The sequence below is a fragment of the Bacillus sonorensis NBRC 101234 = KCTC 13918 genome (assembly GCF_001592005.1).
Taxonomy (GTDB): domain Bacteria; phylum Bacillota; class Bacilli; order Bacillales; family Bacillaceae; genus Bacillus; species Bacillus sonorensis.
This window is the reverse complement of record NZ_BCVZ01000021.1, coordinates 1-20,756: the sequence shown is the minus strand read 5'-3', so window position 1 is coordinate 20,756 and position 20,756 is coordinate 1. Positions and strand designations below refer to the sequence as shown.

Here is a 20,756-nt window from a genome sequence, read left to right as displayed (position 1 = left end):
ATATAGTATCAAAAAGTATACTATGAGGAGTGAACAGCATGAGAAATCGAAAACTTGGTTTTGATTATTCTTCGGATCACTTTGAAGGATGCCCGGTGGAGACCACATTAGATATAATTGGCGGTAAATGGAAAGGCGTTCTCCTTTATCATCTCATTGACGGCAAAAAGAGATTTAATGAATTCCGAAGACTTTATCCTAAAATTACCCAGCGCATGCTTACTTTACAATTAAGGGAACTGGAACGTGATGGCGTGATTCACCGCGAGGTTTATAAACAGGTCCCTCCAAAAGTGGAATACTCTTTAACTGAGTTTGGAAAAACTTTGGAACCTATTATTTTACACATGAAGGAATGGGGAGAGAAGTATAAAGACAGAATGGTTAACATCGAAACCACGCTTAAAGCTGAAGATTAAATCTAATTGACTTTAGCCTCGAAAACCATTCCTGATTTCGCAAAAAAAATACCAGGGGCATCACAACCCTTGGTATTCCTATGATGCGGCCGTGAAGGCCTGGATTATGAGCTTCACCTACTTTTTCGTAATGCCTCAGTGTCTTTACAGTCGTATTCCCACTTTGCGCAAATTGACTCACTTTCAAAACCATTCCCCCTTTCAGGATCTATCATCATCTGTGACGTTGCGTCTTAGGCAATGCCTTTTTAAAAATACGTGCTATCTATTGAAACAAAAAGAACTGCAGCTCATGCAGCCCTTCTCCTGTTTTAAAGCCCGTTTCCCAAGAGCTCAATGGGCACTGTTTTCCGCTATAAAGATGGTTATTTCATGCATATCTCATTGGTGCCAGGTTCGTTTACATCAAAAAAATCCGTTACATCTCTTTAACTTGAATGAAGATTTTGGTGATTTGATTTTCAAATCCATCGACCATCACTTCATCAAGCATGAATTCCTCATATGCATACTCGCCTATCTGCATCCCGTTCTTTTCAATGAATTGAATCATTCTGCTGTAGGCATCTTCAACTTCTTCGCCTTTTTGATAGCCGACTGCATACAGCCCTTTTGGTCTCACATGATGGTTTACCGTATCGATTCCTTCTTTTACTTTTATATAAAAGTGACTGTAATTATAGAAGTCTTTTTTTAGAATTTGTTCCCGTGCAAATATCCCGCCGACAGGATAGCCCTCATCTAATTTGCGGGACTCAACATAGTGAATGAGTTCTGAAATGGCCGCAATGTATTTTCGTTCTGGTAAATCTAATGTATATCTGCTGATCAGATATTTTTCTTCATTTAAAAACTGAAAAGAAACCGAAGAAAAATCTGTTTTTAATGCTTGTTCAGCTAACGCCACTTTCGTCTGTATAATCTTTTGCAAATGCTTAAGCTTGTTGATTTTGTCCTCAATTTCAACAGTCTTTTCTTTCAGAAGCGGTACGATCCTGCCCGGTGTTTTGCCTTTTATGAGGGATTTGATTTCTTTTAACGGTACACCAACCTCTTTAAACAAATTGATCACTTGAAAAAGCTCAAATTGATGATAAGAATAATATCTATAGCCATTGTCTTTTTTTATTTCCGGAGAAAACAGACCAATCTCGTCATAATGAAACAGCGTTTGTTTTTTTATGTTGCAGAGCTTGGCAAACTCACCTGTTGTGAAATACTTTTTTAAATCTTCGCTCATAAAAAATCTCCTTGACTATACGGTAGCTATATACTTTATGATTATTGTACTGGAAAGAGGCTTCGATCAACAAAGAAAAGGATCAGTTTGAAGCGGAAAATCTCTTCGCTTGTCTTGGATCATTCTCAAAGTATAAATGGCAAAACAAAGCGTTACTCTTTGCCTTGATTAATGTTAGAGGAGTTTTCACAGATGAAAAAATCAATTAAAGAACAAAAAACGGTGCTTATTATTTTATTAAGCAACATTTTCATCGCATTTCTTGGCATCGGTTTAATTATTCCGGTTATGCCTTCTTTTATGAATATCATGCATTTATCCGGCAGTACCATGGGGTATCTTGTTGCGGTTTTCGCCATTTCCCAATTAATCACTTCCCCTTTCGCAGGAAGATGGGCTGACCGTTTTGGAAGAAAAAAAATGATTGTCCTCGGATTGCTTGTATTCAGTATATCAGAGTTGATTTTTGGATTGGGGACCCATGTTTCAATGTTTTATTTATCGAGGATATTGGGCGGAATCAGCGCGGCCTTTATCATGCCTGCTGTAACAGCGTATGTGGCTGATATAACAACCCTGCAGGAAAGGTCAAAGGCTATGGGTTATGTATCTGCCGCGATTAGCACCGGCTTTATTATCGGACCTGGTGCAGGAGGGTTTATTGCCGATTATGGCATTCGCATGCCATTTTTCTTTGCTGCCGGCTTAGCATTAATAGCAGCCGTCTCTTCCGTTTTTATATTAAAAGAATCATTGTCAAAAGAAGAACGCGAACAACTCTCATCTCATACAAAGGAATCCAGTTTCTTTAAAGACTTGAAGAAGTCGATTCATCCTGTCTATTTCATTGCATTTATTATCGTCTTTGTGCTGGCTTTCGGCTTATCAGCCTATGAAACGGTATTTAGCTTGTTTTCCGATCATAAATTCGGCTTCACACCAAAGGATATCGCGACCATTATTACGCTCAGTTCCATTGTTGCCGTCATTATTCAAGTTTTATTATTCGGGAAATTGGTCAATAAAATTGGCGAGAAAAGGATGATTCAGCTTTGTCTCATCATCGGTGCGGTCTTGGCTTTCGTATCTACTGTGATGTCAGGATTTTTAGCTGTTTTGCTTGTCACGTGTTTTATTTTTCTGGCGTTTGATTTGCTGCGCCCGGCCTTAACTACTTTTTTATCCAAAGTTGCCGGTAACCAGCAGGGGTTCGTCGCGGGCATGAACTCCACTTACACGAGCTTGGGGAATATATTTGGTCCGGCTCTGGGCGGTATTCTATTTGATCTTAACATTCATTATCCTTTCCTTTTTGCAGGTATCGTTATGATTGTCGGCCTGAGTCTTACAATGGTATGGAAAGATCAATCAAATGAAGTTTCAACCTTGAATTAGCCGGATGATAGCTGTGAGGAATAGGGGCGTATATGAAGAAGAAAACATACCAAATCATGTTGGTATGTTTTTTATTTTAGTGTTATAAACGTCTCATTCATTACACCCGTTTTAAGATTTTGGGCGCAAAATTGCACTGTTTTTGGCTTTAAATGAATGTCATCTTATTGTAATTTCCCTCTGCACTCTACCAAAATCTCTTCAAGAACCTTACCTTCCGAAACTAAGTAGGCTTTTTCATGCAAGTTACATACCGGACAGATATGATTTGGAATAATCCGCACCTTATCTCCGATGCTTACTTGCTTGTTGAATTCTTCATTGTAAATAGTAGCATGTTCGTCAAACACATCGTGAATATAGACATTTTCAAATTCTTTCATTTTGCCAAGACCTGTAGTGGCTGTCAGGCCTTTCGTTCTTGTTTGGGCAGTAATCCCTTTTGCTCCCACATCAGTAATGACACGCTCTTTTGTTGGTTTGCTTATAATGGTTGTAAGTACAGTTGCTGCACACTTATCGTATGATCCAATCACATTTGCTTGTGAGGCATCCATTAAAATGTAAGTGCCAGGTCTGATTTCGGTTACTCCTTTTGGGATGTCGAATTGAAACATAAATGGCGGCGGAGTAGATCCTATGCTGACAACCTCTGGCTCACATCCCATTTCAGCTGCTATCTCGGCAAAATAAAGCGTCCTGTCTGCACTGGACATATAAAGCTCTTTGCATTCATCTGCACTCTCCGCTTTATATGTATGTCCATCATGAGAAAAAACCCCTTTTAAGTGAACATTACGACTATTTTTCACAGCTTCCAATAGTGTACGAAAATCGCTTTCCTCAATAATGCCTGACCGCTTTTCGCCAACTTCAATTTCCACTAATACCTGTGCTTTTTTGGCTGATCCTTGAAAAACCTCTTCTATTTCATTTACCTGATAAACACTGTCAATTCCAAATGAGATATCGATGGTCTCTGACAATTTTCTGATTCTCTCGATTTTGGTTTTACCGACAATCTCATTGGCAATAAATATGTCTTTCAAACCATTCTTCGCCATTACTTCAGCTTCGCCTACTTTGGCGACCGTAATTCCAACAGCCCCAGCTTCTTCTTGAATTTTCGCCAGTTTGGGCATCTTATGGGTTTTCGTATGAGGACGTAAATTCACTTTGTAACGATCAGCATATTCTTGCATTGATTTAATATTTTTATAGAGAATATCTTTATCTATCAGAAGTGCTGGCGTATCTAATTCTAAATCATTCATTATTCTTCCTCCTTTATAGCCGCCACTGCTTCCATTTCAACAAGACAGCCCGCATATAAATGATTTGATGGAACAACAACTCCAGCCGGTTTATGGCTGCCAAAGAAATGAGCATAAACCTCATTGATGTCCGGCCAATATTTTACGTCTGGGGTATACAGTCTGGATAATATAACATTTTCCTTGCTTCATCCTCTTTCTTTGAGCGCAAGCTCCAAATTTGCTAATGCCTGTTTTGCTTCTTCTTTCATGCCCCCGGCTGGAGTTTTTCCCGTTTCCGGATTCATAGACAACTGCCCTGAAATATAGAGAACACCATTGTGCTCCATAGCCGGCACGTAATGGCCCCCATGACGTGTTGAATATTTAGTGTGTGCAGGCTTCAATATCACCATCTCCTAAAATATGACACCGAGCATATGAAGCTGCCCGCATCGACGTTCCGGTCGGCAGCCAAACAAAACAGCCAGGTTTTAGGTCTTGCTTTCTTACTGTCTCAGGATCGCGCTTACTTGCAATCGTGCCGCGGTACTAAGCATAATGATTTTCTTTGTTCTGCTAATTAGATTTAATCCCGGCTCCGCATAAAGGAATGACGATTTTTTCATCAGAAGAACGATCGTATTTTACATAGCCCGCATAGTTTGCAGCTGTTGTAGGTTCTACATAAAAGCCTTTACTTGCCAGTGCAGCCCGCGCTTTTAACATCTCATCTTCATTCACTGTTATCATTTGGCCGTTTGTAGCACGGATGGCTTCTAATATTTGAGCAGATCTTGCCGGTTTGGCAATTGCGATGCCTTCAGCAAGTGTTCCGCTGTTTTCAACGGGTTGAGCCGCTTGTTGATTGTTGATAAATGCCTTTGCCAACGGCGCACAATTCTCCGCCTGTATCGCAACCAGTTTTGGCATTTTTTCGATACATTTGTTCTCCATTAATTCTTTAAATCCATAGTAGGCCCCGAGTAGCAGCGTACCATTTCCAACTGGAATCATCAGCGTATCCGGCGCTCCATTCATTTGTTCCCAAATTTCATAGGCATACGTTTTTGTTCCTTCATAGAAAAATGGATTATACACGTGACTGGCATAGAATTTTTTCTCTTTATCAACAGCCTTTTGCGCCGCTTCAGCTACATCTTCTCTAGTGCCTTCAATTTCGCGAACGTTGGCGCCATGGGCTTTCACCTGCGCGATTTTCTTAGGTGATGTGCCTTTTCCGAGAAAGATGTCACATGCTATATGAGCCCGCTTCGCATAAGCTGCAATCGCTGTCCCCGCATTTCCGCTGCTGTCGGCTATGACATGTTTCACTCCCAATTCTTTTGCCTTGGCAATTAAGACAGCTGCACCACGATCTTTAAAAGATAACGTAGGCATCATATAATCGACTTTCACAAACGTATTCGGTTCTGCGCTGTCTAATACAATTAAAGGTGTATATCCCTCCCCCATAGTAATGTCACTCCATATTGCGGAGTCATGTTCAAACGGCATCACATCAATATATCTCCACATTGAAGGCATTTCTTTGTATACTTTAGAAAAAGGTACATTCTCTTTTACCAGATCTAACACTCCGCCGCACTGACATTTCCATCCTTGTTCGGTCACATTGTATTTCGTTCCGCAAGAATGACATTCATACTGATCCATCATCTTCCTCCCTCTTGTCATATATTTTTTTATATTTCATGTATTTTTTTATACAACATAGGCAAAAAAATATATTACATGCTGGCGATCGCTTCAATCTCAATCTGAAAACGATAGTGCAGCTCGTTCGTCGGGACAATTGATCGCGCCGGCTGATAACCGTCAACGACACCCTGATAGACATTATCTACACGGTCTAATAAACCGATATCGTGAAGATACAGCGTCACCTTTAACATTTTGTCTTTATGACTGCCGGCTTTTTTTAAGATATACGCTATATTAGACAATGCCTGTAAAGTTTCTTCTTCAATCGTGCCAAATTTCTTTTCCTGTGTGATTGGATCAATGGCAAATTGTCCTGATACATAAATCGCGTTCTGATGAATGACGGCTAATGCGTAATGGCCATTCGGTCTGCTTCAAAAATACTCTCCACTACGCTCACTCCGATTGCTTTTTTTTGACTTCATCCAAGTAGCTATAGACCGTTACTTTTGAGATGCCTAATTGATCTGCTACTTTATCAACGGCACCTTTCATGAGGAATATCCCTTTTTCATCCATAAATCGGATGAGTTCGATTTTTTCCCGGCGTTTCATCAGAGAATGTTTGCGGTTCGCAACAATTTGTTCGATTAACTGATTTGTAATTTCTTCCACATTTTGAATCGATGTTTCCTGATTTTTTGCATTCGGAGTTTGTATGTGAGTATCTTTTTCATTGTGCGGCATTAATGCCTCCAACATTTCTTTCATCTGAATCATTACATTCATGTCATAGTTGATGCAAAACGCCCCAATCACCCGGTCATTACAATCTCTAATAAGGGTGGTCGATGATTTGATCATTCTCTGATCATCTGTCTGGATTTCATATCCTGCTAAGTAATCCTCTTTGAATTCATCGGATAATAGCACCTTTTTCACCAAATGGTCAAAGGATTGACCGACCTCTCTTCCTGTCACATGATTGTTAACTGTAAAAATGACGGAAGACTGGGGTGTTGTCAAATCATGAATGACGAATTCACAATTTGGTCCAAACATTTCCCCAAGCGTTTTTGCAAATGGAATATAACGGTTTAAGGTCTGTTTTGCTTCTGTCAAAATCTAAACACCTAACTTTCTTTTTCCTGCATAAATCTCTAAAAATTTCAGTTCGTGAATTCATTATATAATTTTTTATATGAAAATGAAACATGCATATATTTTTTTATATGATCAAACCTAAAAAACCATACCTTCACCGGGTACGGTTTACTTAAGGAAGGTTCGATAAATATTCTCACTCTCATTTGTTTTTTTCCATGGCCTTTCTAATATGAAAGCAATCAGAAAACCAGGTTTAATTATTTTGATTTTTTACGCCCCACTCACATAACTCTTCCAAAACCGGTAATAGAGTTGCCGCTTTTTCTGTTAGACTGTACTCGACTTTAGGCGGAACTTGAGGATACTCTTTTCGGTTCACCAAACCATCCGCTTCCAATTCTTTAAGTTGTGAACTCAATGTTTTATAAGTAATAGTCCCTATCTGTCTTTTCAGCTCATTAAAGCGAACCGGTTGATTTTCCGCGAGGAGGTAAATAATCACCATTTTCCATTTGCCGCCGATCACGGACAATGTGTAGCCAAAAGGTGTATCTTGAATATTTTTAACTTTGCCTTTATATTCAGCCATGCTCATATTCACACTCTCCTTTTGGATAGTACCTGTCATTAAAGTGCGTACTATTTTTTTATTTGCGTTCATTTTATACTAACATTACTTTGAAGTAAAGGAGAGTAAAGCATGGCTAAAAAAACGATCCGTCTGTTAATGCCGCAATGGCAAGGGGGAAACAACCCTAACTACTCTTTTGGAGCCGAACTGCTTGCTTGGCTGGCGCCTGAAAATGATCAGCCCCTTATTCATGTTCCGGTTCAAGCTTATGATGGAACTCCGCTTGAAAACGAGAACGGTATGAATGGGAGAAAACAGCTGCTGGAACAATTAAAGTCTGCTCATCATATCATTGATGCTCATAAGCCAGACCGCATTGTCATGTTTGGCGGTGACTGCTTAGTTGAACAAGCCCCATTTGCCTATTTAAACGAACGATACGGCGGGGAATTAGGTTTAATTTGGATCGATGCCCACGGCGATTTAGTTAGATACGTCGGGTATGATAATGGCCATACATTGCCTCTCGGGAATCTTTTGGGAGAAGGAGATGAGGAGTTCGCCAACCATGTGAAAATCCCTCTAAAACCTGAAAATGTCTTTATCGCGGGATTAGCAGATCCTGCAGAACAAGAAACAAAAGTGATTTCAGAAGAATTTCAAAGACTGGGTATTGCTTCTGGAGAACCAGACACAGAAGTGATTCAAAGACTGGGTATTAGAACTGCTGGAACCAAAGAGTTAGCGAACAGTACTGAATCTATAAAAGAGTGGATTAAAGAAAGCGGCATTAAGCACCTGGCCATTCACCTTGATTTAGACGTACTTGACCCAAAGGCATTTCGTTCTTTATTATTCGCCAACCCTGAAGCACCTGTAAATTATTCTCCTGAGGGAACAATGCAAATGCCTCACCTGCTTCATCTGCTGAAAGAACTGTCTGAAGAAACAGACGTAGTCGGATTAGGGATTACGGAGCATTTACCGTGGGATTCTATTCATTTAAAGAATCTGCTCGGGAAGATACCTATTTTAAATCAATAAACTCATAAAATGGAGCCTGAGCATCCTCAGATGAATAGCCCCCCTACAAAAAAGATATCTTTTGTTTTTTGTAAATCAGTCTTCTAACCTCTGTTTTCCAAACAAAGAGTAATAAAAAACAATTGAATGCAAAGCAAAAAATACCAAGGGCGTCTCAACCCTTGGTGTTCCTGTGATGCGGCCGAGAGGACTCGAACCTTCACGGGGTAGCTCGGGGCCAGGTCTCCCTAAAGTGAATCGTATCAAAACCTGCCATTTCGATGATTTAAAATTATTCGTTGCACTTATTTGCATTATTTTCATTTTGTGAACATCATAGGCACTGCAATCCCACCCCAAACCTGTCAAACGACTTCTATTGCGGCACACCGAAAACTTTTATTTTTTTAATTCTCGAAACTGAGGAAATGTGTTAACATGTGCAATAAATGGATAGAGAGAACGTCTTGATTATGAAAGGGGTTTGCATCATGAAGCAAAAAATTCCATCGGAGAATGTTGCTATAAAAATAAATGATTGGTATTCGATGATACGCAGAAACCAAGTCACAGACGCAGAATTTATTAAAGCCGAAATTCAACAAGAGCTTGAAGAAATGGAAGAAAATCAAACCGTATTGTTGTATTACTCTTTAATTGATTTCCGCCACAATCTCATGTTAAGAGACCTGAAGCCTAACGACGCAATAGACATTTCTGATTCATTATCGAGTATTGAAACCAAAAAAGAGGACATGCAAAACACCCAAGTTGATGAAATGATTCACTACTACTATTGGTTTTTTAAAGGGATGTATGAATGTAAGCAGCACAATTTCAATACGGCCATAACCTGCTACAAAATCGCCGAAAAAAAATTGGCATCTGTTGACAGCGAAGAAGAAAAAGCCGAGTTTTACTATAAGCTGTCCGAAATTTACTATCACCTCAGACAAAACTATATCTCCATGAATTATGCCACAATGGCGCTCGATACGTTCAAAGCGCATGAGACCTTGATAGAAAAAGAAATCTATTGTTATTTTGTTATAGCCGGAAATCAAGTTGATACCATGAAATATAAAGACGCCTTAATGACTTTACAATCCGCTTTACTTGAAGCTAAGAAAACGGATAATAACCGCTTGTTAGCGTCAGCTTATTTTAATTTGGGGAACTGTTATTTTTATTTGAAACAATTTTCTGAATCATATGAACATATACTAGAGTCTTTAACAATATTTAAAAAAGAAAATTCCTCATATATCCCTAAAGCTTTATTCCAGCTCATGTATGTTTGTTTAAAACAAGAAAATCACCCAGAGGCACTAAGCCTTTATGAACAAGGTATAGAGCAAGCAAGGGCCATCAATGACAAATCCCATGAAGCCCAACTTAACATATTGAAAAAAATTTATTTGGAACACGGTTCTCCAGAGGAGGAATTCAAATATCTTGAAGATAAAGGGCTGTATGCGGATATTGAAGAATTGGCATTAGACGCGGCAGAATATTATAATGAAATTGGTAAACTTGAGGAGTCAATCCAATTTTACCGGAAAGCGATTCAAGCAAAGAATATGAATAAAAAGGGGAGTTGATTATGATGAAAAACAAAATTCTGCTCGGTTTTACTTTGTTTTCTTTGGCTGCATTAGCAGTGATTTCAATTACATTTGCGGCCCCATCCGACTCTTACCAAATCGCCGGAAGAATGATTACGTCATCATCAACCAATGATTTTCAAACCGCTGGCCGAATGATCACATCATCAACCAATGACTTTCAAACCGCCGGCCGAATGATCACGTCATCAACCAATGATTTTCAAACCGCCGGCCGAATGATCACATCATCAACCAATAATTTTCAAACCGCCGGCCGAATGATCACGTCATCAACCAATGATTTTCAAATTGCCGGCCGAATGATCACGTCATCTCTCAATAATTTTCAAACCGCTTAAAAAGCAGGCATATGCCTGCTTTTAATTGTTATTTAACTATTCGGTTTCCTTCACTTTGTTTTTTCTTGTCCAGATTCAAATAACTAAGCAAATGTGGAGTAAAATAAGAATAAAAATACCAAGGGCGTCCAAACCCTTGGTATTCCTATGATGCGGCCGAGAGACTTGAACCTTCACGGGTTATTAACTCTTTAAGGAAGGGGTCTAACCCCCTTTCTCGTTATACATGGCATCTTCTTAGACACCCAATCTGTCATTTTCTCCGTTACCGGCAGAATCATTTTTTCTTCAAAAAAAGCACTATATAGAAACTGCTTTGTGGTGTTCAGGTTTCATTTATTCAGCTATTGGTGTAAGTGAGCTGCCGCCCCATATCTCGCCCTTGTTCAGTGTCCAGCTGTCATTATAGAGATTAGAGGCGCCCTGATTAGCCGCAGGGCTCCAACCCTCATCCCAAGCTAAGAAATAAATGGTTTTTGGATATTTTTGTTTAACCGCATTGATAAATTGGGAATAATCCAGACTGCCATTTGTTGTTTGCGGGCCAACTTCAGTGAAAGCAAATGGCTTATTAAGAGCTGTTAACTCGTCATATCCTTTAATCGAATAAGCATCTGAGAAATACGCGTCTAATCCAACAATATCAACATATGAAGACCCGGGATAAAAGTCTGTCTTAAAGTCTCGATTGGCGTCTGGCGCGTATACCCAAATCAAGTTGTCCAAACCTCTTGTATCAGTCATATAATGATAAATTTTTTGGTAAAGCTGTTTGTAAAGTGAGATACGCTGGTTATCCTTTTGGTTATAACCGGTAAGTCCCCACCAGAACCATTCTCCGTTCATTTCGTGAAGAGGTCTGAAAAGAACTGGAACGCCTTCATTTTCTAACTGCTGAAGGCCATCTGCGATTTTGGCCAGTACGGCGTCCAACCGTTTGCCCTCTGTGGTTGATGGGTCTAAGATTTTTTCATACTGACTGTTTGAGATTTGTGTTTTATAATGGCCAGATTGAAACGCAGGATTAGGAAGATGCATACTGATCTGAGGTATGCCTCCGCTCTTCCAATGAGAGATTAGATCATTGTTACAGCTATAGTCGATCGCATCGGCAATATTAGCAGTCTCCATCCATCCTCTCGAATAATCACAAGCATAAACAGCAGGTAACTGGCCTGTAGCATTTTTGATTCGATTGGCTTCTGTCATGGAAAACGTCGCACTTGTGTATCCGCCGAATGCACCTGACAATACGCGGTTTTCCGACCGGTTTGGCAGGTGAGCGAGCCAATTCATCAGCTCCTTTGTTGTCGACTGGGCTTTTGGGTTCACCGAATTCACTGTATGAGCAGACACCGTCTGCGAGAAAGCTGAAACGATTAATAAAGCAACTAATAAAGAGATTCCAAATTTTTTGTACATAACATAATCTCCAATTTTCTTTAATTTTTAGTAGGTCATAATCAATTTCTCTCAAAAAAATTACCAAAATGATATTATGTGCAAAATTTATGAATGCCGGTTTTGTATCACCCTCTTTTTCTTAATCTGCTGCTTGAATATTCAATCTCCCTTTCAGCTAAGAAAAGGAAATATATTCCCTGTAGGAGCGAAACTAATAATAAGCTGAAAATTACTCCTTATCATGAGACTGTTGACTTATTTTATTTCAGTCTTTAAGATATGCTTTTTTGTTCCAATTGACTCTTTTTACCTATTTATCTTGTTACATTAAGTACGATAAAAAGAGGTGGATGAATTTTTCATCCACCTGCTCTATTTTAAAGAAGAGGAATTTTTAAAATGAGTAACAGATATGAAACTACTTAATAACCCAGCAGTGATCGCAATGCAAACTTTCATACATAAAAAAGAGGAGTAACACATTGTCTACTCCTCTAGCTTTATCTCTTTCCCCTCAATAAAACGGTATCATCAGTTACAAAACTTTTAAGCATTTGAAGTTATTCATTATACAGATTTGCATCATTTTTTTCCTTTTAAGCACTTAAAGGGCACTGTTTTGTTCGCTTGCGATTCTTAAAGTTTGATTTATTTAATTTCTCATCGGATGTGCTAATCCTTTAAACCCTTGCCGTCGAGAATTTTCTGCACGCATTTTTCAACCCTTGACTCGCGTGTTTTGGATTGTTTGGCTTGAGAAAAATAAAGAATGTATGCTCTTTGCCGCCCGGGGGTCAATGCTTCAAAAGCAGCTTTCAAACCAGGGATTTCAGCGAATTTATTTTGAAGTTCTTCAGGAATTTTATATTCTGTATTCTTTTTAAAATCCACTTCCAAACCGGCCTTTTCAACTTCAATGGCTTCATGAATATAGGCTTTCAAGACGGCTTCCATTTCAGCGATTTCCTGAACATTGGTGAACCGAATCTGGCGCGCCGCCTGTACGTTCTCCGTCTGCTGGATCAGAATCCCATGGGGATCCTTTAACAAGGCGCCTTTGTGAAACAGAAGCGCACAATATTCTTTAAATCCGTGTATTAAAACGATGTTTTTATTGTTAAACGTGTAACAAGGATGCATCCACTTAAATTCTTCGGTCAGCTCACAATCAAGAACAATATTTCTTAACTTCTCAAATTCTTCCTTCCACTTTGCAGCTTTGCTTAAAAATTCATCAACCTTTGGATTCATTTTACCGTTTGTCATCAAGGACACCCCTCTTTCCGAGCAGTTTGCTGTGGTCTTACATTTCCTCTAACAATTTATTAAGTTCTTCGCCCATTCTCGCCCAACCGAATTTTGCACCATTGAACGCTTGATCTTCTTTTTCGAAGCCTGTGTGTTCAAGATGTAAAGAGGTTTTTCCACCCTCATGCTTTAATGTCCAGGTGACTGTAGTGTTTATCCCGCCGCCTACCCAGGTGTAAGATAATTTATAAGGCTCATCCACTTCAAGAACTTCGGAATCAATAACTAAATTCCACTGTTCATTCCGAAACTGAAATTGATGTCCGACGACAGGTTTAAAATCATTAGGCATGATCCATTTTGCAAGAGTATTTGCATCCGTTAAGGCGTGCCATACCTTTTCGATCGGGCTATTAAAATGAAAATCGTGTGATACCGTTAAACTCATGTTTTGTTCCTCCTGCAGTATTTGATTTAAAAGCAACATTCTCTCGCTCCAGAATTTCCTGTAAAACGACACCCAATCCTCAATTTCTTTCAATGGGGCGGCATTCAGCCGATAGCGCGTTTCCCTGCCGACCTTTCTGCTCATTACGAGGCCGGACTCTTTAAGGATTGCCAAATGCTTTGAAACCGCGGTACGGCCCATGTCAAAATGAGCAGTCAACTCTTTGAGCGGCAATTCTTCCGCGTCAGCCAACAAACGCATCAATGTGCGTCTTGTCGGGTCTGCGACGGCTGTATAAATGTCACGCTCTTGATTGTTCTCGTTCAAAATCCTCCTCCCCTTAATAGGACACTGATTGGTGTCTTGATTATAGGACACTAATTGGTGTCATGTCAATTTTTATTTTTGCCATCACGGTATTGGTTTTATTCTCCTATCATTTAATTTATAGGTTTCTTCTTTATGATTTGGTCAATAAATATGCAACAGTAAAAGAAAGGCTTGGACATGCTTCTATAAAGACGATGATAGATGTTACGGACACCTTTTCCCCACAAACAAAATACCAAGGGCGAATAAGCCCTTGGTAATTCTATGATCGGCTGAGAAGACTTGAACCCCACGGGGGTGCCCACTAGGCCACAATATAGTGAAAGCTTACTATCAGTTACAAAACCCCGTCATTTCAAGTATTTGAAGTCGTTCATTATACTCGTTTGCATCAATTGATGTGCATTTTGGGCACAAAATGGGCACTTTTCAAGCAAGAGAAATAGCTGTCAATGCCGGATTTATACCCAAGTGATTCATTTTTAATCCATTGTTTTATAATTTATTTCATCTCTTTTGATGTACATGCAAATTTACTGTTTTCATAAAACAATCCGGCTTATTTTTTACCTCCGCGAGACCATATCATCACGGGAATTAGTAATAAGGATACAATCCCTCCAGTAAATGATAATGTTAGATAACTTGAACCTGCCACAATCATTCCAGACAATGCTCCCCCGGCAGCACCTGACAACGCAATCAGAACATCCACTGTACCTTGAGTTTTCGCCCGTGTGGCAGTTTCAGTAGAATCAACAATAAGTGCAGTTCCACTTATCAAACCCAAATTCCATCCTAATCCAAGTAAAGAAAGAGCAATGACGATAAGAACCATAGAATCTCCTGGTGCAAATGCTGCTATTAAGCCTGCCAGAAGCAATGTAATTCCAGAAGCAACTGCCGTCGCAGGACGTCCCAACTTATCAACAAGAACACCTGTAACCAGCGAAGGGAGATACATGGCGCCTATATGAAAACCAATAACAAGACCGACTGCACCCAAGCCATGTCCATGATGTCTCATATGAACCGGTGTCATTGTCATAATAGCGACCATTACAATTTGAGTAAGAACCATAATCGTTGCACCAACGATTATGCCTTTTTTGTTTTCTGAATGCTCAGTTGTCGCTAAATGATCTTTATCACTGAACTCTTGGTTGGTCGCTTCGATTGTTCTTGCTATAACTAATGGATCCGGACGAAGCATGATGAAAAGGACAACACCTGCTAAGATATATGCCGCCGCGGCTAAAATGAAAGGACCTGCCAATGATGGAACACCGATAGAAAGAGCGAAATCCCCCGTCACATTCACTAAATTCGGACCTGCAACCGCCCCAAATGTTGTCATAACCATCGTCACGCTGACAGCAGTCGCCCGCTGTTTACGATTTGCCAAGTCCGTACCAGCATAACGGGCTTGTAAATTTGTCGCTGTTCCTGCACCATAAATAAGCAATGAAGCAAATAACAAGAAAATACTATTTATGATTGCTGCAATGATGACTCCTATTGCTCCAAGACCGCCGATCATAAAACCGGCTGATAGACCTGTACGGCGTCCATAGCGCTGAGAAAGTCTGCCTACAAATAAGGCTGCTCCCGCTGATCCTAAAGTAAATAAAGCTGTCGGGACCCCTGCGTAAGCATCCGTTCCGAGCATTTGCTGAGCAATAAGCGCACCGACAGTAACTCCTGCCGCCAGCCCTGCACCGCCAAAAATTTGCGAAATACTTACAACGAATAATGTACGCTTGTATAACATTTTTTGTTTTTCTGGAGAACGAATGCAGCTTTGTAAAGAAGCTGTTTGGAAATCTAATGATTTTGCACTATCCTTTTGTAACATATTCTGCCCTGCCTTTCTAAAAGCCTAATTCTATATTTAATCCTCCAACTTGATTTGGATCATCATAACACGCACAAAAAAACCATACAATATTATAATTGTATGGCGAACAATATTAGGTAAGATCGTTTAGCAGACGTTTAAGGATCATTAATCCTTGCTCAAGCTCTTCGAGCGTTTTTGGTGCACATACAGAAACCCTTACCGCCCTTTCCGGACAACTATTTCCAACTACGAAGCGTTCAGCCGCATACACTTGCACGCCATGTTCTGCAGCTAATTTTTCAAATTCAGCACCTGTAATCCCACCCGGTAACAACAGCCACCGAAAGATGCCTGTTTCAACACCTAAACATGTATAGTCCGCAAAATATCGATTTACGATGTGGTTTCTGCGAATGGTTTGTTCAAGATGACCCTCAATTAAGACTTCAAATTGATTCGATACAATCGTCCGTGCCGTAAGTTCAGCCAATAGCGGGGAAACGGTGATATTTAAATTATAAAGCGCCTTCGAAATCGGCTCCTTAAATTGGCTTGGCACTGCCACATACGCTAGCCGCAGCCCTGGCGCTAATGATTTAGATAAACTTGCAATATGGATAACTTGTTCCGGCGCGAATGAAGCAAGTGCTGGAAGCGGATTTTTGCCAAGAAGATGGTACGATGCATCTTCAATAACAAACAGATGATATTTCTTTGCAATTTCTGCAATCATCCTGCGATTCTCAACAGACATAAAGGAAGCTGTCGGATTATGATAATCCGGGATCAAATAAACCCCTTTAATATTTTCATTTTTACACGCATACTCAAGTGACTCCGGACTCATTTCATAGTTCTCTGATTTTATCGGTACGATTTGCACACTAAGCATTGCTGCAGCAGTTTTTAATCCAGGGTACGTATGATCGTCAACACCAATGCGATCCCCAGGCTTACAAAGACTCGCCAATGCAGCGGCAATCGCATTTTGCCCTCCATTCGCAAATAAAATGTGATCAACGGCTGTTTCAAACCCGCCTCTTCGGATTAGCTTTACAGCTGCATCCTTTTGCCAAAGGCTTTCGCCTGCCCGGCCATAACCAAACCATTTTTCATAATCTGTCTCTTGCAGCATGCTAATCAGTTGGAGCAGCAGCGGCTCATAAGAAGCATGATCCGGCAGTGTCGCTCCCATTTCAATGAGCTTTGGCTTTGTATCTTCAAGTAAATACGCATTCGATAACGCATCATACGATACAAATGTGCCGCTTCCAACAGTCGCACTTAACAAGCCCTTTAACTCACACACTTTAAACGCCTTTGAAATGGTACTCAAATTTAAATCCAAATAATCAGCCAGTTCCCGCTGAGGAGGAAGTTTTGTTCCCGGCAATAAAACTCCGTTTACGATATCCTGCTCCAATTGCCTTGCAAGTGCTTTATAAATGGGCTTTTCCGTTTTATCAATCGATGGCTTCCAGCTCATCGGATAGTTTTCAAAAGAATTGATCGGCATGATACGCCATCCTTTTTCACTCAATTATATGATTGTGTGGTTTATAAAACAATCATCATTTATATCCTGACCATCAGAAGGAAATGGCGGACAAGTTTATGACTTTTTTTAAGTAACTCAAGCACATGTGGGGTAAAGCAAAAAAAGGGCTCATAAACCCTTGGTATTCCTGTGATGCGGCCAAGAGGACTTGAACCTTGACGCGGTTGCCCCCATTGTTTTCATTACAACCTCTATCTTCCATTTTCATCATTTCTATATGTTCTGACGAATTATGGTTAACAATTGGTGATTAAATTTGTGCCCATAAATAGCGCCAACTTTATTTAATAGAAATCGGTACTTCGTTTATCGTGACGCTTTTGGCGGATGGCACACGACACATTTACGCAGGCTATTTTTTTGAATATCGTAAATGTTTTTTGCCTCCTCGCTAAATAGTATTGGTCCCGAACGACGGCTGCCAAGCATTTGGAATAGAAAAGATCTTAGCTGATCTGAAAATGGTTTGCAGGACTTGAGATTGTGAAGTCTTGTACTTAAATGAACGGGCAGGTTAGTAAAAAAAATATAATTGGATTTGAAAAGAAAAACAAATAATTTATACACACTCCGCATATTGTCAATTCAGTATGTTATACTGTAAACAAACCTTTGAAGCGTTAAATCTTTTTCTATTACCTTTTACCACCTCCCTACTCGAACGTTGAGTAGGTTTTTTTATTAAGCATTATACAGAGAACATAAAAAAACAGGCCCTACATAGAGAGCCTGTTTGTATAAACGATTGAAAATTAAGCAGATTTTTGAACGTTAGCAGCTTGAGCTCCGCGAGGACCTTGCTCAACGTCAAATGTTACTTTTTGACCTTCGTCTAATGATTTGAATCCGTCACTTTGGATTGCAGAAAAGTGTACGAATACATCGTCTCCATTTTCACGTTCGATAAATCCAAAACCTTTTTCTGCATTAAACCATTTAACTGTACCTTGTTCCATTTTTTTTGCCTCCTAGTGCGTTACCGCACATTGTATTACTATCCTTGCCCAAAGTATCATCAAGACGAAAAGTCAATATTCATACTATCCTTTACACCGAACAAAAATAATTCCTCTTTATCATAACAGGAAACGGAAATAATTGCAATTAATCTTTTCGTTTTCTTCATGGCATTATTTCTTAAATGTGGAAATCGGTGCAAAAGCGGAATATCCCATGTCTAAGCGGCCTAATAACTATGGTTTGAAAACACCGTGAAATGAATCACGAGTGTCTTCAAAACTTTTTCTTTGCTAAATAGTACTTCATTATTGATTGTTAAAGATTGCTTTAAAAAGCTCAGCTGTTTCTTGTTCAAGTGCAAGATATTCTTTTAAAAGCAGGGCTGTTCACCGGTAAAGCTTTGTTTCTGCAGATGTTTCCAAAAGTCACTCATGGTATATCCCCATTTGCCAAGATGCTCATAAAAAATAAAACTTGACCATAAATAATCTTCGTTTTCTTCATTTCTACTTTCCAAAGCTTTTTAATTCAAGCTCAATAGTCTTCTAGCTCTCTTTATTTTGACACTCAAAAATCAATCGATATATAGGGCAGGATTTCCTTACTTGTAATATTTGTCCTCAAATAATCAATGTTCACGGTCTAAATAAACCGATTTCCATAGGGGAGCAGGGAGAGAGTTTGGCCCGATAAAGAGCCGGGTATAATTTTCATACGCCTTTTGTATCCCGGCTGGCTCTGCTAATAAAGATTTAATTGAGCTGGAAATCAGTCTCTAATTCCCGATACTTTTTACAGATGGATAGGAAAGATACTTCACATATAGGTGTATGACGTTGGGACTTCAAAGGGCAATAAAACGTTTTCTATACTTAGAAGATCATCATGGGAGGGGAAACTTTAACAAATGAATGAGCAAAACTTAAGTACTTTGAGAAAACTGGTTACACCTTATGAAAAGTCCGATTTACAAAAAAGTATTTGTCAAATCATTAACACATTGGTACCATTTTTCCTGTTATGGTGTTTGGCATATAAGAGCTTGTCGATTTCTTATTTCCTCACATTAGCGATTTCTATCGTTGCGGCAGTTTTTTTAGTGAGAACCTTCATCATCTTTCATGATTGCTGCCATTATTCCTTTTTTAAGAACAGAAAGGCGAATCGAATCCTTGGAACAATAACAGGAATTCTGACTCTGCATCCTTTTGATCATTGGGCACACGACCATTCTGTCCATCATGCGACAAGCAGCAACCTGGACAAACGCGGTACAGGCGATATTTGGGTGCTGACCGTTGAGGAATATAAGGAAGCCTCAACTAAGACAAAAATAATGTACCGTTTGTACAGAAATCCGTTTGTTATGTTTATTTTAGGGCCGATTTACGTCTTCGGAATTACCAATCGTTTTAATCGTAAAGGGGCAAAACGCAAAGAACGGATGAATACGTATGTAACGAACCTGGGAATCGTCGCTTTGGCAGCACTTTTATGCTGGGCTATTGGCTGGCAAAACTTCCTGCTGGTTCAGGCGCCAATTTTTATGATATCGGGATCTCTCGGAATTTGGATGTTTTATATTCAGCATACGTTTGAGGATTCTTATTTTGAAGAAGATGAGCATTGGGAATATGTAAAAGCAGCAGTTGAAGGAAGCTCTTTTTATAAGCTTCCAAAAGTCATGCAATGGCTAACAGGCAATATCGGTTTCCATCATGTTCATCATTTAAGCCCGAGAATCCCAAACTATAAGCTTGAAGAAGTGCATAACAACATTGAACCATTGCAAAACGTTCCGACCATTACACTGGCAACAAGTCTTAAGTCGTTAAAGTTCCGCCTATGGGATGAAGAAAGCAAAAAATTTGTTGGTTTTAGCCACTTAAAAAAAGCTTCTAAAAGCCAAGTATCAGCGCAGCTAAGAACGGATTAAATAACTCCCCATAATCGATGATAACAGGCAGGGTATCTTACAGAATAAAAGTGCAGACTCGCACAACGGTTTTGTGCAGAGGTCAGCACTTTTTTAGTGCCAAATATACTTGCAGACTTGGACAATGCGGTACATTTGTCGCCGATTTTCCGCAAAAAAATAATAACAAAGGTGATTAAACCCTTGGTATTAATGGGATGCGGCCGAGAGGACTTGAACCTCCACGGGTTATTCACCCACTAGGCCCTCAACCTAGCGCGTCTGCCATTCCGCCACGACCGCATGTGATAAAGTTGTAAAGTGCGGGTGAAGGGACTCGAACCCCCACGCCGTAAAGACACTAGATCCTAAGTCTAGCGCGTCTGCCAATTCCGCCACACCCGCGTATGTGAC

18 protein-coding genes, 2 tRNA genes and 2 pseudogenes are annotated in these 20,756 nt (G+C 39.8%); 6 read left to right on the top strand and 16 right to left on the bottom strand.

Translation table 11 applies throughout. The features are described 5' to 3' along the window. Positions 1-38: 38 nt before the first annotated feature. Positions 39-419 (top strand): winged helix-turn-helix transcriptional regulator, encoded by a 381-nt coding sequence (locus BTR1S_RS18135; RefSeq protein WP_029418994.1) that lies wholly within the window; start codon positions 39-41, stop codon positions 417-419. 418 nt (positions 420-837) lie between these two features. Here the strand turns inward: BTR1S_RS18135 and BTR1S_RS18125 are convergent, their stop codons facing one another. Beyond that, positions 838-1,659, bottom strand: a complete 822-nt coding sequence (locus BTR1S_RS18125) for a MerR family transcriptional regulator (RefSeq protein ID WP_029418992.1) — start codon at positions 1,657-1,659, stop codon at positions 838-840. A 192-nt stretch (positions 1,660-1,851) separates the two neighbouring features. Between BTR1S_RS18125 and BTR1S_RS18120 the strand changes: the two genes are divergently transcribed. Then, the gene (locus tag BTR1S_RS18120; RefSeq protein ID WP_006638814.1) at positions 1,852-3,054 is read left to right on the top strand and encodes an MFS transporter; all 1,203 of its coding nucleotides are present in this window, start codon (positions 1,852-1,854) and stop codon (positions 3,052-3,054) included. Positions 3,055-3,218: 164 nt separating this feature from the next. Here the strand turns inward: BTR1S_RS18120 and BTR1S_RS18115 are convergent, their stop codons facing one another. The 6 genes and pseudogenes from BTR1S_RS18115 to BTR1S_RS18090 form a co-directional block, all read right to left on the bottom strand. Next, complete coding sequence (locus tag BTR1S_RS18115; RefSeq protein ID WP_029418991.1) at positions 3,219-4,328, bottom strand: D-TA family PLP-dependent enzyme; 1,110 nt, start codon at positions 4,326-4,328, stop codon at positions 3,219-3,221. Then, positions 4,328-4,666, bottom strand: a pseudogene (locus BTR1S_RS18110) (RidA family protein). The gene BTR1S_RS18115 and the pseudogene BTR1S_RS18110 overlap by 1 nt, the downstream one beginning before the upstream one ends. Positions 4,667-4,886: 220 nt before the next feature. Next, complete coding sequence (gene thrC / locus BTR1S_RS18105) at positions 4,887-5,984, bottom strand: threonine synthase (protein WP_006638811.1); 1,098 nt, start codon at positions 5,982-5,984, stop codon at positions 4,887-4,889. 74 nt (positions 5,985-6,058) lie between these two features. Further along, a pseudogene (locus BTR1S_RS18100) lies at positions 6,059-6,403 on the bottom strand (RidA family protein); the annotation flags it as partial. A gap of 25 nt (positions 6,404-6,428) precedes the next feature. After that, entirely contained in the window at positions 6,429-7,094 is a 666-nt protein-coding gene (locus tag BTR1S_RS18095) for a helix-turn-helix transcriptional regulator (protein WP_029418990.1), read from the bottom strand. Between the two features lie 238 nt (positions 7,095-7,332). Beyond that, entirely contained in the window at positions 7,333-7,674 is a 342-nt protein-coding gene (locus tag BTR1S_RS18090) for a winged helix-turn-helix transcriptional regulator (protein WP_006638808.1), read from the bottom strand. Positions 7,675-7,779: 105 nt separating this feature from the next. On the opposite strand from BTR1S_RS18090, the gene BTR1S_RS18085 reads away from it, so the two are divergent. The 3 genes from BTR1S_RS18085 to BTR1S_RS18075 all read left to right on the top strand — a co-directional run bounded on the left by BTR1S_RS18085 (position 7,780) and on the right by BTR1S_RS18075 (position 10,639). Further along, a complete protein-coding gene (locus BTR1S_RS18085; RefSeq protein WP_029418989.1) occupies positions 7,780-8,694 on the top strand; it encodes an arginase family protein in 915 nt (304 codons plus the stop codon). 470 nt (positions 8,695-9,164) lie between these two features. Beyond that, positions 9,165-10,274, top strand: coding sequence for a Rap family tetratricopeptide repeat protein (locus tag BTR1S_RS18080; RefSeq protein ID WP_006638806.1), 1,110 nt, complete (start codon positions 9,165-9,167; stop codon positions 10,272-10,274). Between the two features lie 5 nt (positions 10,275-10,279). Further along, entirely contained in the window at positions 10,280-10,639 is a 360-nt protein-coding gene (locus tag BTR1S_RS18075) for a hypothetical protein (protein ID WP_155910132.1), read from the top strand. Positions 10,640-10,975: 336 nt separating this feature from the next. Here BTR1S_RS18075 and gmuG read toward each other — a convergent pair whose 3' ends face one another. The 7 genes from gmuG to BTR1S_RS23645 all read right to left on the bottom strand — a co-directional run bounded on the left by gmuG (position 10,976) and on the right by BTR1S_RS23645 (position 19,184). Further along, positions 10,976-12,061 (bottom strand): mannan endo-1,4-beta-mannosidase, encoded by a 1,086-nt coding sequence (gmuG, locus tag BTR1S_RS18070; protein ID WP_029418987.1) that lies wholly within the window; start codon positions 12,059-12,061, stop codon positions 10,976-10,978. A 654-nt stretch (positions 12,062-12,715) separates the two neighbouring features. Further along, a complete protein-coding gene (locus BTR1S_RS18065) occupies positions 12,716-13,309 on the bottom strand; it encodes a YdeI/OmpD-associated family protein (protein WP_006638803.1) in 594 nt (197 codons plus the stop codon). Between the two features lie 37 nt (positions 13,310-13,346). After that, positions 13,347-14,066 carry a metalloregulator ArsR/SmtB family transcription factor gene (locus tag BTR1S_RS23650; RefSeq protein WP_006638802.1) on the bottom strand — a complete coding sequence of 240 codons (720 nt, stop codon included), beginning with the start codon at positions 14,064-14,066 and terminating at the stop codon, positions 13,347-13,349. Between the two features lie 562 nt (positions 14,067-14,628). Continuing rightward, entirely contained in the window at positions 14,629-15,924 is a 1,296-nt protein-coding gene (locus BTR1S_RS18055; protein ID WP_029418986.1) for an MFS transporter, read from the bottom strand. 115 nt (positions 15,925-16,039) lie between these two features. Further along, positions 16,040-17,425: an aminotransferase-like domain-containing protein gene (locus BTR1S_RS18050; protein WP_029418985.1), complete on the bottom strand. Its 1,386-nt coding sequence runs from the start codon at positions 17,423-17,425 to the stop codon at positions 16,040-16,042. Positions 17,426-18,219: 794 nt separating this feature from the next. Further along, a complete protein-coding gene (gene cspC, locus BTR1S_RS18045) occupies positions 18,220-18,423 on the bottom strand; it encodes a cold shock protein CspC (RefSeq protein ID WP_006638799.1) in 204 nt (67 codons plus the stop codon). A gap of 632 nt (positions 18,424-19,055) precedes the next feature. Continuing rightward, positions 19,056-19,184, bottom strand: a complete 129-nt coding sequence (locus tag BTR1S_RS23645) for a molecular chaperone TorD family protein (RefSeq protein ID WP_224254517.1) — start codon at positions 19,182-19,184, stop codon at positions 19,056-19,058. 150 nt (positions 19,185-19,334) lie between these two features. On the opposite strand from BTR1S_RS23645, the gene desA reads away from it, so the two are divergent. After that, the gene (gene desA, locus BTR1S_RS18040) at positions 19,335-20,363 is read left to right on the top strand and encodes a Delta(5) desaturase DesA (RefSeq protein WP_029418984.1); all 1,029 of its coding nucleotides are present in this window, start codon (positions 19,335-19,337) and stop codon (positions 20,361-20,363) included. A gap of 198 nt (positions 20,364-20,561) precedes the next feature. Here desA and BTR1S_RS18035 read toward each other — a convergent pair. Together BTR1S_RS18035 and BTR1S_RS18030 are read right to left on the bottom strand one after the other, a co-directional pair. After that, positions 20,562-20,645, bottom strand: a tRNA-Leu gene (locus BTR1S_RS18035). A 19-nt stretch (positions 20,646-20,664) separates the two neighbouring features. After that, positions 20,665-20,747, bottom strand: a tRNA-Leu gene (locus tag BTR1S_RS18030). Positions 20,748-20,756 lie beyond the last annotated feature (9 nt).